The 14938-nt window shown below is 74.1% G+C and carries 11 protein-coding genes; 8 read left to right on the top strand and 3 right to left on the bottom strand.

Annotated features, from left to right (window positions below):
- Nucleotides 1-44 precede the first annotated feature (44 nt).
- A complete protein-coding gene (locus SHK17_RS08755) occupies nt 45-944 on the top strand; it encodes an NAD-dependent epimerase/dehydratase family protein (protein WP_322921778.1) in 900 nt (299 codons plus the stop codon).
- 7 nt (nt 945-951) lie between these two features.
- On the opposite strand, the gene SHK17_RS08750 is transcribed toward SHK17_RS08755, so the two are convergent.
- A complete protein-coding gene (locus SHK17_RS08750) occupies nt 952-2196 on the bottom strand; it encodes a D-arabinono-1,4-lactone oxidase (protein ID WP_322424038.1) in 1245 nt (414 codons plus the stop codon).
- A 121-nt stretch (nt 2197-2317) separates the two neighbouring features.
- A complete protein-coding gene (locus SHK17_RS08745) occupies nt 2318-2953 on the bottom strand; it encodes an isochorismatase family protein (RefSeq protein ID WP_322921777.1) in 636 nt (211 codons plus the stop codon).
- 112 nt (nt 2954-3065) lie between these two features.
- On the opposite strand from SHK17_RS08745, the gene SHK17_RS08740 reads away from it, so the two are divergent.
- From SHK17_RS08740 to SHK17_RS08730, 3 genes are all read left to right on the top strand, one after another.
- Entirely contained in the window at nt 3066-4019 is a 954-nt protein-coding gene (locus tag SHK17_RS08740; protein WP_322921776.1) for a GlxA family transcriptional regulator, read from the top strand.
- Nucleotides 4020-4108: 89 nt separating this feature from the next.
- Nucleotides 4109-6217: an acyltransferase family protein gene (locus SHK17_RS08735; RefSeq protein ID WP_322921775.1), complete on the top strand. Its 2109-nt coding sequence runs from the start codon at nt 4109-4111 to the stop codon at nt 6215-6217.
- A 93-nt stretch (nt 6218-6310) separates the two neighbouring features.
- Nucleotides 6311-7018 carry a hypothetical protein gene (locus SHK17_RS08730; protein WP_322921774.1) on the top strand — a complete coding sequence of 236 codons (708 nt, stop codon included), beginning with the start codon at nt 6311-6313 and terminating at the stop codon, nt 7016-7018.
- On the opposite strand, the gene SHK17_RS08725 is transcribed toward SHK17_RS08730, so the two are convergent.
- A complete protein-coding gene (locus SHK17_RS08725) occupies nt 6993-7421 on the bottom strand; it encodes a DUF2000 domain-containing protein (RefSeq protein WP_322424033.1) in 429 nt (142 codons plus the stop codon). The two genes, SHK17_RS08730 and SHK17_RS08725, sit on opposite strands and share 26 nt — an antisense overlap.
- 49 nt (nt 7422-7470) lie before the next feature.
- Between SHK17_RS08725 and SHK17_RS08720 the strand changes: the two genes are divergently transcribed.
- The 4 genes from SHK17_RS08720 to SHK17_RS08705 are packed head-to-tail and all read left to right on the top strand — an operon-like array spanning nt 7471 to nt 14935.
- On the top strand, nt 7471-8304 hold the full coding sequence (locus SHK17_RS08720; protein ID WP_322921773.1) for an AraC family transcriptional regulator: 834 nt from the start codon (nt 7471-7473) through the stop codon (nt 8302-8304).
- A 29-nt stretch (nt 8305-8333) separates the two neighbouring features.
- On the top strand, nt 8334-9593 hold the full coding sequence (locus tag SHK17_RS08715; RefSeq protein ID WP_322921772.1) for a sulfatase family protein: 1260 nt from the start codon (nt 8334-8336) through the stop codon (nt 9591-9593).
- Nucleotides 9594-9633: 40 nt separating this feature from the next.
- A complete protein-coding gene (locus SHK17_RS08710; protein ID WP_322921771.1) occupies nt 9634-14151 on the top strand; it encodes an ATP-dependent helicase in 4518 nt (1505 codons plus the stop codon).
- Nucleotides 14144-14935, top strand: a complete 792-nt coding sequence (locus SHK17_RS08705; RefSeq protein WP_322921770.1) for a DNA-formamidopyrimidine glycosylase family protein — start codon at nt 14144-14146, stop codon at nt 14933-14935. The genes SHK17_RS08710 and SHK17_RS08705 overlap by 8 nt, the downstream gene beginning before the upstream one ends.
- Nucleotides 14936-14938: the final 3 nt, after the last annotated feature.

Below are 14938 nucleotides of genomic sequence, written 5' to 3'. Positions count from 1 at the left end.
GGCCCCGCTCGGGGTCGCCGCCCGCCGCCGGGGTATGAAGGGTCATGCGCATCTTCTTCACCGGCGGCAGCGGCAAGGCCGGCCGGCACGTCGCTCCCTACCTCGCCGAGCAGGGCCACCAGGTCACCAACGCCGACCTGACCCCCCTCGGCCACCCGGCGGTGGCCGACCTCCGCGTCGACCTCACCGACGCGGGCGAGACCTACTCGGCGCTCGCCGGGCTGGCGACCGCCGCGGAGCTCGACCTGCCGGAGAAGCCGTCCTACGACGCGGTCGTCCACTTCGCGGCGGTGCCCGCGATCCTGCTGACCTCGGACGCGGCGACGTACGCGGCCAACGTGCTCAGCACCTACCACGTGCTCGAGGCGGCCACCCGCCTCGGCGTCCGCAAGGTCGTGTTCGCCTCCTCCGAGACGACCTACGGCATCTGCTTCGCCCAGGGCGAGCGGCGCCCGCTCTACCTGCCGGTGGACGAGGAGCACCCGACGGTCCCCGAGGACTCCTACGCGATGTCCAAGGTCGCCAACGAGGTGACCGCGCGCTCGTTCCACGCGCGCACCGGCGCCGACGTCTACGGCCTGCGGATCAACAACGTCATCGAGCCGCACGAGTACGCCGAGAGGTTCCCGGCGTTCGTGGCCGACCCGTCCCTGCGGCGGCGCAACGCCTTCGCCTACATCGACGTGCGCGACCTCGGCCAGATGGTGCAGCGCTGCCTGGAGACCGACGGGCTGGGCTACGAGGTCTTCAACGTCGCGAACGCCGACCTGTCCGTGGCGGCCACGAACGCCGAGGTCCGCGAGCGCTTCTACGACGGCGTGGAGGTGCGTCGCGAGATGGGTCGCGACGAGACGTTCTACGCGATCGACAAGGCGCGCGAGCTGGTCGGGTTCGACCCCCGGCACTCGTGGCGCGACGTGCTGGACGCACCCGCCGCGGGGTGAGACCGGCTCAGGCGAAGAGCGGGCGCAGGTGGTCGTTGAGGAACATCCCCTCGGGGTCGAGCTCGCGGCGCAGGGCGATGAAGTCGGCGGCACGCGGGTAGAGCGCGTGCAGCCGCTCGGGCGTCATGAAGTGCAGCTTGCCCCAGTGCACCCGGGCGTCGAAGTCGGCCAGGAGCGCGTCGACCGAGCGCAGGTAGGCCCAATAGTCGGTGCCGGGCTTACCGGACACCGAGATGACGACGGTCGCCGTGTCGTGCTGCGGTGACAGGAACGCGCGGTCCGCGCCGACCGTGCGCACCTCGAGCGGGTAGACCGCGTCCGGGAGGCTGCGGAGCATCAGCTCGCGGACCGCCTGCAGCGCCTGCGGGGCGCGCTCGAGCGCGACGAAGTACTCGAGCTCGTGGAAGTTCGGGTCGTAGACCATGGGGAAGATCCGGTAGCACCGGTCGACGCGACGGCCCACCGTGTCGTCGTCGGCGACGTCCGGCCCGACCTCGTCGTAGACCTTGACGTAGCACTGGTCGGCCAGCCGCTCGCCGTGGCCGTCGAGGTTGTAGAGCGCGCCGGACTCCTCGGTCGGGAGCCAGAAGAAGCCGAAGTGGCGGTGCTGGTCGACCAGCTCGTCCCAGTGCTCCATCACGTCGTCCCACGACCGCAGCCCGACCTGCTCGCGCAGGCGGTAGGCGTCGGTGACCTCGAGCTCGAGGCGCGTGACGACGCCCAGCATCCCGACGGAGACCTGCGTGGCGTGCAGGAGGTCGAGGTCGGAGCCGTCGACGTCGCGGACGTCGCCGGTGGCGGTGACGATCCGCGCGCCGCGCACCACCCCGGACAGGCTCGTGAAGCGGGTGCCCGAGCCGTGGGTGCCGGTGGCCACCGCGCCGGCGATCTGCTGGGTGTCGATGTCGCCCTGGTTGCGCAGCGCGAGGCCGGCCTGCCACAGCGGCTCGTAGAAGTCGCGGATCCGCGTCGCGGCCAGCGCGGTGGCGCGCTTGCCGACGGGGTCGGTGTGCACGACACCGCTCAGCGCCGCGAGGTCGAGCAGCAGGCCGTCGGTCTGCACGACCGGCGTGAACGAGTGCCCGGCACCGGCGACGCGTACGCCGACCCCGCGCTCGGCCGCCCGGCGGACGAGCGTGGCGACCTCCTCCTCGTCGCGCGGTGCGGCGGCGCGGGCGGGTGTGAAGGACTGGTTGCCGACCCAGTTGGTCCACGTCGGTGACGTCTGGTCGGTGATCGCGCTCCGGGCCATGGCTCCTCCAGCGGTCGGCGACCGTCGTGCCCAGAGTGGAGAGCCGGCCCCGTGGGCGTCAAGGGGCGACGGCGTCAAGGGGCGACGGCGTCAAGGGGGCGGCCGGCGGGCCGGGCTCCCGTCAGCCGGCGAAGGCGGCGCGTCCCTGCATCGCCGAGGCGCCGAGGTCGCTCTTCGGCAGCGGCTCCCCTGCGCGGACCGCGCTCGCCCACGTCTCGGTGGTCGCGACGGCGGCGAAGTTGGAGTGGAGCAGGACCAGGAGGGTCTCGTGCAGGACCTCGGCCGGGACCTTGCCCACCTCGTTGGCCAGGTGGATGGCCCCGCTGGCGTCCGACAGCACCTCGGCGGCGAGGCCGAGGCCCTCCGCCTCGACGGCGGTCGCGATGTCGCAGTTGTTGGTCATGAAGCCGACGACGGTGACGGTGTCGACGCCCTGCTCGGCCAGCCACTCGGCGACGTCGGTGCCGGCGAACACGCTGCCCTTGTCCTTGCTGGCGCGCTTCCAGCCGGGCTGGAGGCGCTTCTCGACCTCGGGGTGCAGGGCCCAGCCCGCGGACCCGACGGCGAAGACGGGAGCACCCTCGGGCAGCTCGTGCTGCACCACGACGACCGGCAGGCCCTCCTCGGTCGCGAGGTCCATCGCACGGGTGACGTGGGCGAGGGACTCCTCGCGCGGGGGGTGCTGGATCTGCAGGGGGCCGTCGAAGTACTCCTGCTGGACGTCGACGACGACGAGGGCGCGGCGGGGGCTGGTCATGGGGCTCCTTCGGTGACGGGGGGTCTCCCCCAGCCTGACGTGCGGGAGGCCGGTAGCGTGAGCGGCAGCTGAGACCACCTTCGGTGAGATCGGGCCAACGATGAGGATCGGCGTGCACGCCTTCGACGGCATCACGATGTTCCACCTCGCCGCGCCGCTGCTCGTCTTCGGCGAGGTCGGCCGCCTCGGGCTGGCCGAGGGCTGGCACACGACCGTGTGGACCGACGACGGCCGGGCCGTCCGCACCGCCGAGGGACTCGTGGTCGACGACGTCGGGGACCCCGGGAGCGTCGCGGACGCCGACCTCCTCGTCCTCCCGTCGTGGCCGACCGACCTGCCACCCGCCGGCGCGTCCCTCGTCTCGCTCGTGGGCGCCGCCCACGCCCGCGGCGCCAGCATCGCCGGGCTCTGCCTCGGCGCGTTCCCGGTGGTCGACAGCGTGCCGCTCGGGGGCCGCAGCGTGGTGACCCACTGGGCGGTCACGTCCGAGCTCGCGGCCCGCCGCCCCGGCGTCCGCGTCGACCCGGTGGCGCTCTACCTCGACCATGGCGACGTCCTCACCTCGGCCGGGACGGCCTCGGCGCTGGACGCCTGCCTCCACATCGTCCGCTCCCACCTCGGCGCCGCCGCGGCCACCACGGTGGCCCGGCACCTCGTGGTGGCGCCGCACCGCGAGGGCAACCAGGCGCAGTACGTCGACCGCCCGGTGCCCGACGCCGGTGGGGTCGGCCACCTCGGACCCACGCTCGACTGGGCGCTGGCGCACCTCGACCGCGACCTCGGTGTCGACGAGCTCGCCGACCGGGCCGGGATGAGCCGCCGCAACTTCACCCGCCGGTTCGCCGAGGTCACCGGGACCACGCCGGCCCGATGGGTCCTGGCCCGCCGGCTGGACGAGGCCCGCACCCTCCTCGAGACCACCACGTGGCCGATGACCCGGGTGGCGACGGCCTGCGGCTTCCGGAGCGTCGTCACGTTCCGGCAGAACTTCGTGGCGGCCTACGCCACCGCGCCGACGTCGTACCGCGAGAGGTTCACGGCCTCGGGGCGCACCGCCGCCCGGTAGTCCCGGGCCGTCGGGACTCGCGACCCATGACAGACCGCGGCCGCAGGTCCACCATGGAAGATCCCGACCGCGACCTCCGGAGGGTCGTCATGGCCCACGTCCCCGCCCTGGACGGCATCCGTGCCGTCGCGGTCGTCGGCGTCCTGGCCTTCCACGGCGGCGTGTCGTGGGCCAGCGGCGGCTTCCTCGGCGTGGACGCGTTCTTCGTGCTGTCCGGCTACCTCATCACCACGCTCCTGCTCGCGGAGTGGGCCCGCACCGGCGGCCGGATCGACCTGACCGCCTTCTGGGGACGTCGGGCACGGCGGCTGCTGCCGGCGCTGCTGCTCGTGGTGGCGGCCGTGGCGGTCGGCGCGCGGGCCCTGCTTCCCCCTGAGGAGGTCCGCCTCCTGCGCGGCGACGGCATCGCGGCCCTCTTCTACGTCGCCAACTGGCGCATGGTCCTCCGCGGCGGCGACTACTTCGCCCAGACGGCCGCGCCGTCGCCCCTCGAGCACACCTGGTCACTCGGCATCGAGGAGCAGTTCTACCTGCTGTGGCCCCTGGTCCTGTGCGCCGTCCTGGTCGGCTGTCGCACGCCCCACACGTCCGCGGGCAGCTCCGACGGAGGCCGGGTGCGGGCCAGCCTGTGGGCGCTGGTCGTGCTGTGCGGCGTCGGCGCCGTCGCCTCGGCGGTCGCGCTCGCGGCGGTGTGGTCCCCCGCCGACCCGGGCCGGGCCTACTACGGCACCGACACCCGGGGAGGCGCGATCCTCGTCGGAGCGGCCCTGGCAGCGTTGCTGGCGGTCCGCGGCGAGAGGGGCGCCGCGCTGCGCGAGCGGCCCTTCACGTCCGTCGCCCCGCGACCCGCCGCCCGCGGCTGGCGTCGTACGGCGCTGGGTGCGCTGGCCGCCCTCGCCGCGGCGGTGGTGGTGGGAGCCTCGACGCGGCTGTCCGGGACGGACCCGGCGCTCTACCGCGGCGGCATGGCGGCCGTCGCCCTGGCGGTGGCGGTGGTCATCGCCCACGTCGTCCTCGTCCCGTCCGGGTGGTCCGCCCGGCTGCTCTCGCTGCCCCCGCTGCCGGCGCTGGGCCGGATCTCCTACGGCGTGTACCTCTGGCACTGGCCGGTGTTCGTCGCCGCCAACGCCGACCGGACCGGGCTGGACGGCCTGGCGTTGCTCGCCCTGCGGTGCCTGCTGACCGTGGGCATCGCCGCCGTCTCGTACGTGCTCGTCGAGCGTCCGGTCCAGCGGGGACTGCACCCGAGGCGTCCCGTGCTCGGCGTCGCCGAGGCGGGGGTGGCGCTGGCAGCGGGGGCCGTGGTGCTGCTCGCCACCACGACGGTGCCGTCGCTGCCCGTGCAGCAGGCGGACGCGTCCGTCGCGCTCGACCGCTTCCTCCGGGGGGAGGACGGCGGCGACGACGGTGGGGACGGCCGTACGTCCGAGGACGGCGACCGCGACCGCACCCGGGACCGGACGAAGGCGGGGAGCGAGCGGCCCACCCCGCGCCCGACCCCGGAGCTGCACCGGCGGCGACCGGGGCAGCCCGTGGTGGTCGACGTGTTCGGCGACTCGGTGGCGTGGACGCTGGTGAACTACCTGCCCGCCCACCCCGAGCTGGACGTGCGAGACCGCACGCTCATGGGGTGCGGGATCAGCCGGACGGCGCCGTTCCGCTACTTCGGGCGCCACTACGCCGGCCTGATGCCGACGTGCCGGGACTGGCCGCGGATCTGGCGCTCGCACGTCGCCCGGGACGACCCGGACGTCGCGCTCGTCCTCGTCGGGAGGTGGGAGACGATGGACCGCGTGCTCGAGGGGCGGTGGACGCACGTCGGCGATCCCGCCTTCGACGCGCACCTCCGGTCCGAGCTCGACCTCGCCATCCGCACGGTCGGAGCCCGCGGGGCGCACGTGCTGCTGGCCACCGAGCCCTACAACCGGCGCGGCGAGCAGCTGGACGGCAGCCTGTTCCCCGAGGACGAGCCGCACCGCGTGACGGCCTGGAACGACCTGCTGCGCAGCGTCGCGAGCGACCACCCCCACGTGAGGGTCGTCGACCTCGGCGCCCGGATCTCCCCGGGGGGTCGCTTCACCTGGACCGCCGGCGGCTACCAGGTCCGCTCGGACGGGCTGCACCTCACTCCGTCGGGCGTCCAGGGGTGGATCGCCCCGTGGCTCCTGCCGCAGCTCGTCGCCGCCGTGCCGAGGTGAGGTCCGGTCCCGCTCTGGCGCGCGACGGTCGTTGGCACGATGCTGGGCAGCGCGCGCAGGCCCTGCCCGCGCCGCCGACAGAGCCGAGTCCCGATGTCCGCACGCACGATCGCCGTCAGTGCCGCCGAGGGTGCCGTCCTCAGCGTGTGGCGCTACGTGCCCGACGCGATCGACGTGTTCAAGGAGATGCTCGCCCGGAACGCCGAGATCACCCGCGCCCTGGGTGCGGGGGTCGCCGGGGACGGCCCGAGCGCGACGGACCGGCGCCGGTTCGCGCTCGCGCGGCTGTGGTGCGTGACGGTGTTCCCCGTCTACCAGGTGGCCGACGACATCCCCGGCTACTGGGTCTACCTGCGGATGCATGCCCTCCTCGGTCCGCTCGCCGCGTACGCCGTCACCGCCCTCGTCGCGCTCGTCCTGGCCGCCGCGCTCGGGCTGGTGCAGCGCAGGGTCGAGCGGCACCGCGCCGAGCTGGTCGGCCTGCGTCCCGTCGACGACGACACCGACAACTCGCGCTACCTCCTCGACGCGGTCGTGATGAGCGCCCCGTGGCAGGTCTACCGCCGGGCGAACCGGCCGGTCGCGGACGGCCACGTCGGCCTCACACCGGTCCGGCGGATCCTCCAGTACGGCGCGGTCTACGCCGTCGTGAACACCGCCCTCTACGCGGTCGGGCGCCACCTCCCGGTCGGCGACTGGACGGGGTTCGCCATCGCCCTCGTCGCGGTGACGGCGCTGGGCGGGGCGTGGGCCGGCGTCAGGAACAGGCCGCACCTCACGGGTGCAGGCCCGCGCCCTTGACCGACTTGTCCACGGCGTTCCTGGGACCGAACACCGCGACGCCGACCAGGTCGAGGTCCGCCCCGGCGACCGCGCGGACGACCGCGCGGTTGGCCTCGTCGTGGCCGGTCCGGAACATGTCGGCGGTGTAGAGCGCGAGCGGCAGGTCCCGGCGCACGGCACGTTCGCGCACCGCACGCAGGGTCCCCCCGTCCGCCTCGAAGACGAGCACGGGCATGCCCAGCAGCGGGAGGTAGGTGGTGTCGTCCGCGTCGACGTACGGCAGCCCCACGAGCTGCGGGTGCGCCGCGGCGACGCCGCTGGCGAGGAACGCCGTCACGTTGAGCCGCTGCCAGGTGGCGAGGTCGTCACGGACGACGATCGCGATCTTGGAGTCGAACGGTGGGGTCGGGAAGTCGCTCATCCGGTCATCGTCGGCTCGCCCACGGCATCCGGTCTTGTACGTTCTTGCCATGGCGGACCCGGCGCACCCGGCGGCCCCCGTGGCCCCCGTGGCCCCGGCGACGCGCGTCCGGGCGTGGCGCCCCGACGTCCCCGGCCTCACCGAGGTGCTGCACGCCGCCTTCACGAGCCACGCCTACCCCAAGCACACCCACGACGCCTGGACGGTGCTGCTGGTGGACGCCGGCGGCGTGCGCTACGACCTGGACCGTCGCGAGCACCAGACCGCACCGTCGCGCGTCGTCCTCCTGCCTCCCCACGTCGCCCACGACGGCCGTGCGGCCGGCGCCGAGGGCTTCCGCAAGCGGGTGCTCTACCTCGACACCAGCCAGGTGGACGTCCAGCGGCTGGGCCGGGCCGTCGACCGGCCGGACTGGACCGACCCGTCCCTGTGGGCCGCGGTCGACCGCGTGCACCGCGCCGTCCAGCGACCGGGCGACGAGCTCGAGGCGGAGACCTGGCTCGCGATCGTCACCGCACGGCTCGGTCGCCACCTCGACCGCACGGACGCGGCGCCTGCCCGGGGACGGGCGCCCACCCTGGCGCGACGACTCCAGGACCTGCTCGACGCACACGTCGTCGACGGGATCAGCCTGGCGACCGCGTCGGCGGTGCTGGGGGCCGGTCCGTCGCACCTCGTCCGTGCCTTCGGCCACGAGCTCGGCATCTCCCCGCACCGCTACCTCGTGGGTCGTCGGGTCGACGTGGCGCGACGGCTGCTGCTCGCCGGCACGCCGCCGGGCGTCGTCGCGGTCGAGGCCGGGTTCCACGACCAGGCGCACCTGACGCGCCACTTCCGACGGACGCTCGGGGTCACGCCGGCGGCGTACGCGCGCTCCGCCTGAGGACCGCCGGGCTCCGTAGGGTGGGGGCCATGGCCGACAACGTGCTCTGGATCATCACCGACGACCAGATGCGCTCCACGCTGAGGTCGATGGACCGGACCTGGAGACGCCTGGTGAGAAGGGGCGTGCACTTCCGACGCGGCTACAGCGCGATGCCACTGTGCGGTCCGGCGCGCGCCTCGATGCTCACCAGTCTCTATCCCCACAACCACGGGTGCGACAGCAACATGACCCATCCGCCGTTCGTGGCGCAGGGGCACGACCGGGACACGGCCGCGACGCGGATGAGGGCGGCCGGATACGACACCGGCTACTTCGGCAAGTACATGAACGGGCTCGCCCAGCAGCCGTCGTACGTCGCCCCCGGCTGGGACCGCTGGATCGCCCTCCTCGACGGCATGGTCGACGACCCCCGCGTGAACGTCGACGGGACCGTGCGGACGGTCGGGTCGCAACGCGAGTTCGACGCCTTCGCCGCCCAGCGCCTGCGCCGCTTCATCCGCCGGCACCGCGACACCGGTCCGTGGTTCGCCGTGTACGCGCCGACGGCGCCCCACGGTCCCTACACGCCGAGCCCCGAGCACGCCGACGACTTCGACGGGGTCGAGTGGGACCCACCGGCGCTCAACGAGCCCGACATGGGCGACAAGCCCTCGTGGATCCGGGACCTCCCGCCCCAGGACCGCCGCCGCATGCGGAAGATCTACGAGGGCAAGCTGGAGGAGCTGCAGGACGTCGACGACCGGATCGGGAGCGTGCTGGACGTCCTGCGGCGGACCGGCCAGCTCAGGAGGACGTGGATCTTCTTCGTCTCCGACAACGGCTACCTGCTCGGCGAGCACCGGCTCTTCCACAAGTCGCAGCCCTACGAGGAGTCGGCCGGCATCCCGTTCGTCGTCCGCGGGCCGGGCGTCGAGCCGCGCACGGTCGACGCGCTGGTCTCGCAGGTCGACCTGATGCCCACCACCCTCGACATCGCCGGGCTCGACCCGGACGCCGGGCGCGACCTGGACGGTCGCTCGATGCTCGAGCCGCTCAGGTCCGGCGACTGGTCCTCCTGGCGCCGCCGCCTGCTGGTCGAGAACACGAACCTCGACTGGGCAATGCTCCGCGAGGAGTCGCAGTCCTACGTCGAGCACGTCCGCTCCGGCGAGTGGGAGCTCTACGACCTCGCCAGCGACCCCCACCAGCTCCAGAGCCTGCGCGACACCGACGTCTCCGAGTGGTCGAGGAGGACGGGCCAGCTGGCCAGTTCGCGGGGCCGTGCCCTGCGCGAGCTCGAGCTGTAGCCGCCGCCCGGTGTCGTACGCCAGTGGCAGACTCGGGGCCATGACCGCTCTCGACCGCTTCAGCGCTCCCACGCGCGCGTGGTTCGAGGCGTCCTTCGCGAGCCCGACGCCGGCGCAGGAGGGGGCCTGGGACGCCATCGCCGCCGGCAAGCACGCCCTCGTCGTCGCCCCGACCGGCAGCGGCAAGACCCTGAGCGCGTTCCTGCACGCCATCGACCGGCTGCTGAGCACCGAGCGACCCGACGACAAGATGCGGCGCACCCGTGTCCTCTACATCTCCCCGCTCAAGGCGCTGGGCGTCGACGTCGAGCGCAACCTCCGCGCGCCGCTGACCGGCATCCGCAACACCGCCGAGCGGCTCGAGGCGACGGTCCCCGACGTCACCGTCGGGCTGCGCTCGGGCGACACCAGTCCGGCCGACCGGCGCAAGCTCGGCACGACGCCGCCCGACATCCTCATCACCACGCCCGAGTCGCTCTTCCTCATGCTCACCAGCCAGGCGCGCGAGACGCTGCGCGGGGTTGACACCGTCATCATCGACGAGGTGCACGCCGTGGCCGGCACCAAGCGCGGTGCCCACCTCGGCCTGAGCCTCGAGCGCCTCGACGCGCTGCTCGACCGTCCCGCGCAGCGCATCGGGCTGAGCGCGACCGTGCGTCCCCTCGAGGAGGTGGCGCGCTTCCTCGGCGGCACGCAGCCCGTCGAGATCGTCTCCCCGCCCAGCACCAAGGAGTGGGACCTGCGGGTCGTCGTGCCGGTCGAGGACATGACGATGCCGGAGGAGTACGACGAGGAGTCCGGCGATCCGGGCCGCTCGACGAGCATCTGGCCCCACGTCGAGGAGAACGTCGTCGACCTCGTCGAGCAGCACCGCTCCACGATCGTCTTCGCCAACTCCCGGCGCCTCGCCGAGCGCCTCACCGCCCGGCTCAACGAGATCGCGACCGAGCGCGCCGGCGTCGAGGTCGAGGAGGGCGGCCGCTCCCCCGCCCAGGTGATGGCGCAGTCGGGCCAGAGCACCGGCGCCGACACCGTCATCGCCAAGGCCCACCACGGCTCGGTCTCCAAGGAGCAGCGGGCGATCATCGAGGACGACCTCAAGCGCGGGCGGCTCCCCTGCGTGGTCGCGACGAGCAGCCTCGAGCTCGGCATCGACATGGGGTCGGTCGACCTCGTCGTGCAGATCGAGTCGCCGCCCAGCGTGGCCAGCGCCCTCCAGCGCGTGGGGCGTGCCGGCCACCAGGTCGGCGAGACCAGCCGCGGCGTGCTCTTCCCCAAGCACCGCGGCGACCTCGCCCAGACCGCCGTCGCCGTAGAGCGGATGCGCAGCGGCGCCATCGAGAAGCTGTCGATCCCCACCAACCCGCTCGACGTGCTCGCCCAGCAGGTGGTGGCGATGCTGGCGATGGAGGAGTGGGACGTCGACGAGATGTTCGCCCTCTTCGTCCGGGCGGCCTCCTACTCCCAGCTCCCCCGCTCGGCCTTCGACGCCACCCTCGACCTGCTCAGCGGCCGCTACCCCAGCGACGAGTTCGCCGAGCTGCGCCCCCGCATCGTGTGGGACCGGGTCACCGGTTCCCTCAGCGGTCGGCCCGGTGCCCAGCGGCTGGCCGTGACCAGCGGCGGCACGATCCCCGACCGCGGGCTCTTCGGGGTGTTCCTCGTCGGCGAGAAGGCCAGCCGCGTCGGCGAGCTCGACGAGGAGATGGTCTACGAGTCCCGCGTCGGCGACGTCTTCGCGCTGGGTGCCACCAGCTGGCGCATCGAGGACATCACCCACGACCGGGTGCTGGTGACGCCCGCGCCGGGCATCCCGGGGCGGCTGCCGTTCTGGAAGGGCGACGCCCTCGGCCGGCCCGCCGAGCTCGGGGCCGCGGTCGGCGCCTTCACGCGCGAGCTCGCCGCCCAGCCGCACGACAAGGCCGTCGCGTCCGTGCGCGAGCGGGGCCTCGACGCCAACGCCGCCGCCAACCTCGTCACCTACCTCGGCGAGCAGCGCGAGGCCACGCAGGTCGTGCCCAACGACACCCAGGTCGTGGTCGAGCGGTTCCGCGACGAGCTCGGCGACTGGCGCCTCGTGGTCCACTCCCCCTACGGCACCCCCGTCCACGCGCCATGGGCACTCGCCATCAACGCCCGGCTCCGCGAGCGCTACGACGTCGACGGGCAGGCCGTCGCGTCCGACGACGGCATCGTGATCCGGATCCCCGACACCGACGCCGAGCCGCCGACCGGCGAGATCATCGTCTTCGAGCCCGAGGAGATCGAGCAGCTCGTCACCCAGGAGGTCGGCGGGTCCGCGCTCTTCGCCAGCCGCTTCCGCGAGTGCGCGGCCCGGGCCCTGCTCCTGCCGCGTCGTGACCCCGGCCGGCGCAGCCCGCTGTGGCAGCAGCGCCAGCGCAGCGCGCAGCTGCTCCAGGTCGCGTCGCAATATCCTGCCTTCCCCATCGTGCTCGAGGCGGTGCGCGAGTGCCTCCAGGACGTCTACGACCTCCCCGCGCTCGTGGCCCTGCTCGGGCGGGTGCAGCGCCGCGAGATCACCGTGGTCGACGTCGCCACCACCCAGCCCAGCCCCTTCGCCCGCAGCCTGCTCTTCGGCTACGTCGCCCAGTTCGTCTACGAGGGCGACTCCCCGATCGCCGAGCGTCGCGCCGCCGCCCTCTCGCTCGACCAGGGCCTGCTCGCCGAGCTGCTGGGCCGCGCCGAGCTGCGCGAGCTGCTCGACCCCGAGGTGCTGGCCGAGGTCGAGGCCGAGCTCCAGTGGCTCGCCGACGACCGGCGCGCCCGCGACGCCGAGGCGGTCGCCGACCTCCTGCGGCTCGTCGGCCCGCTGTCCACCGCCGAGATCCGCGCCCGCGCGGTCGAGGGGGCCGATGTCGAGGGCTGGCTGGCCTCGCTGGCCGACGTACGCCGCGTCGTCGAGGTGCGGATGGCCGGCGAGGACCGGTGGACCGCGATCGAGGACATCGGCCGGCTGCGCGACGGTCTCGGCGTGCCCGTCCCCGTCGGCACCCCCGACGCGTTCCTCCAGCTGCCCGAGGACCCGCTCGCCGACCTCGTCTCCCGCTACGCCCGCAGCCACGGCCCCTTCACGACCGCGGAGGTCGCCGGGCGGCTCGGCCTCGGCGAGGCCGTGGCGCGCCAGACCCTCCAGCGGCTCGCCCACCGGGGCCGGGTGCTCGACGGCGAGTTCCGGCCCTCCGGGGCCGGCAGCGAGTGGTGCGACGCCGAGGTGCTCCGCAAGCTGCGCCGCCGCTCCCTCGCCCGGCTGCGCCAGGAGATCGAGCCGGTCGGCCACGACGCCGTGGCGCGGTTCCTGCCCGCCTGGCAGCGCGTCGGCGGCACGCTGCGCGGCGTTGACGGGGTGGTCGCGGCGATCGACCAGCTCGCCGGGTGCCCCGTGCCGGCGAGCGCGCTCGAGCCGCTCGTGCTGGCGGCCCGCGTGCGCGACTACGAGCCGTCGATGCTCGACGAGCTCACCGCCTCCGGCGAGGTCATCTGGACCGGCCACTCCCCGCTCCCCGGCAGCGACGGGTGGGTCAGCCTGCACCTCGCCGACCAGGCCCACCTGACCCTGCCCGAGCTCGAGGGCGACGAGCCCACCGGACTCCAGCGCGCCGTGCTTGACGCGCTCGACCCCGGCGGCGCGTGGTTCTTCCGCCAGCTCGCCGACCGCGTCGGCCCCACCACCGACGCCGAGCTCAGCACCGCCCTCTGGGAGCTCGTGTGGCGCGGCCTCGTCACCAACGACACCCTCACGCCCCTGCGGGCCCTCGTCCGCAGCGGCACGCCGTCGCACCGCTCGCGTCGTACGCCCCCGCGCATGGGCAGGACGACCCGCGGCCGGATGCCCGCCCGCACCGGGCCGCCGGAGACCGCCGGGCGCTGGGCGCTGCTGCCCGACCGCGACGGTGACCCGACCCGGCGCGCGCACGCCCGCGCCGAGCACCTCCTCGAGCGGCACGGCGTGGTGACGCGCGGCGCCGTGATGAGCGAGCGCGTGGTGGGCGGCTTCGCCGGCGTTTACAAGGTGCTCAGCGCGTTCGAGGACACCGGCCGCTGCCGCCGCGGCTACTTCATCGAGGGCCTCGGCGCCGCTCAGTTCGGCAGCGCGGGGGCGATCGACCGGCTCCGCACCTTCGCCGAGCCCGACAGCGCCAAGGGAGGCACCAAGCCCACCGTCGTCGCCCTCGCCGCGACCGACCCGGCCAACGTCTTCGGTGCCGCCCTGCCGTGGCCCGAGGCCGACGCCGAGCGCACCGGCCACCGTCCCGGCCGCAAGGCAGGCGCGCTGGTAGTGCTGGTCGACGGCGACCTCACCGTCTACGTCGAGCGCGGCGGACGCACCCTCCTCACCTGGACCGAGGACCCCGACGTGCTCACCCCGGCCATGACCGCGCTGGCCGACGCGGCCCGCCGCGGCGCGCTGGGCCGGCTCACGGTGGAGAAGGCCGACGGCCAGGCGCTCATCGGCAACGGCGGCGAGACGCCCATCCGGCTGGCGCTGTCGGCCGCGGGGTTCGTCGCGACGCCCAAGGGGCTGAGGATCCGTGCCTGAGGGAGACACCGTCTGGCGCGCGGCCACCAAGCTCGACCGCGCCCTCACCGGCCACCGGCTCACGCTCACCGACTTCCGGGTGCCGGCCTTCGCGACCGTCGACCTGACCGGCGGCACCGTCATCCGCTCGCTGTCGCGCGGCAAGCACATCATCACGCGCATCGACCATGAGCGCCCCTGGACGCTGCACACCCACCTCAAGATGGAGGGCTCCTGGCACGTCTACCCCGACGGCGAGAAGTGGCGGCGGCCCGACGTCCAGGTCCGGCTCGTGCTGGGCATCGAGGGGCGCAAGGCGGTCGGCTTCCAGCTGGGCATCGTCGAGCTGGTGCCTCGCGAGGCCGAGGCCGAGCTCACCGCTCACCTCGGCCCCGACCTGCTGGGGCCCGACTGGGACGAGGACCAGGCGCTGCACAACCTCCGGCACGAGCCGGCCCGCCCCGTCGGGGAGGCGCTGCTCGACCAGCGCAACCTGGCCGGCGTCGGCAACATGTACATGGCGGAGCTGTGCTTCACCAGCGGCGTCAACCCCGCCACCGAGGTCGCCGGCGTGCCCGACCTGACCCGCCTGGTCCGCCGGGCCAAGCAGATGCTCGAGGTCAACAAGGACCGCGCCATCCAGTCCACCACGGGCAACCTGCGCGAGCGCGAGCGCATGTGGGTCTACCGGCGCGACAAGTCGCCCTGCCGCCGCTGCGGCACCCCGATCGCGATCACCATGCTGGGTGAGCCGGGCCGCGAGCGCGCGGCCTACTGGTGCCCCAGCTGCCAGCCGGAGCGGTGAGGG

Origin of the sequence: Nocardioides renjunii, assembly GCF_034661175.1 — a bacterium.
GTDB lineage: Bacteria > Actinomycetota > Actinomycetes > Propionibacteriales > Nocardioidaceae > Nocardioides > Nocardioides renjunii.
Note: the sequence above shows the minus strand (reverse complement) of the source record. Positions and strands in the feature narration are given on the sequence as shown.

Coding starts and splice junctions, on each gene's coding strand:
- SHK17_RS08755 (WP_322921778.1), top strand. CDS start 45: ATGCGCATCTTCTTCACCGGCGGCAGCGGCAAGGCCGGCCGGCACGTC.
- SHK17_RS08750 (WP_322424038.1), bottom strand. CDS start 2,196: ATGGCCCGGAGCGCGATCACCGACCAGACGTCACCGACGTGGACCAAC.
- SHK17_RS08745 (WP_322921777.1), bottom strand. CDS start 2,953: ATGACCAGCCCCCGCCGCGCCCTCGTCGTCGTCGACGTCCAGCAGGAG.
- SHK17_RS08735 (WP_322921775.1), top strand. CDS start 4,109: ATGGCCCACGTCCCCGCCCTGGACGGCATCCGTGCCGTCGCGGTCGTC.
- SHK17_RS08730 (WP_322921774.1), top strand. CDS start 6,311: ATGTCCGCACGCACGATCGCCGTCAGTGCCGCCGAGGGTGCCGTCCTC.
- SHK17_RS08725 (WP_322424033.1), bottom strand. CDS start 7,421: ATGAGCGACTTCCCGACCCCACCGTTCGACTCCAAGATCGCGATCGTC.
- SHK17_RS08720 (WP_322921773.1), top strand. CDS start 7,471: ATGGCGGACCCGGCGCACCCGGCGGCCCCCGTGGCCCCCGTGGCCCCG.
- SHK17_RS08715 (WP_322921772.1), top strand. CDS start 8,334: ATGGCCGACAACGTGCTCTGGATCATCACCGACGACCAGATGCGCTCC.
- SHK17_RS08710 (WP_322921771.1), top strand. CDS start 9,634: ATGACCGCTCTCGACCGCTTCAGCGCTCCCACGCGCGCGTGGTTCGAG.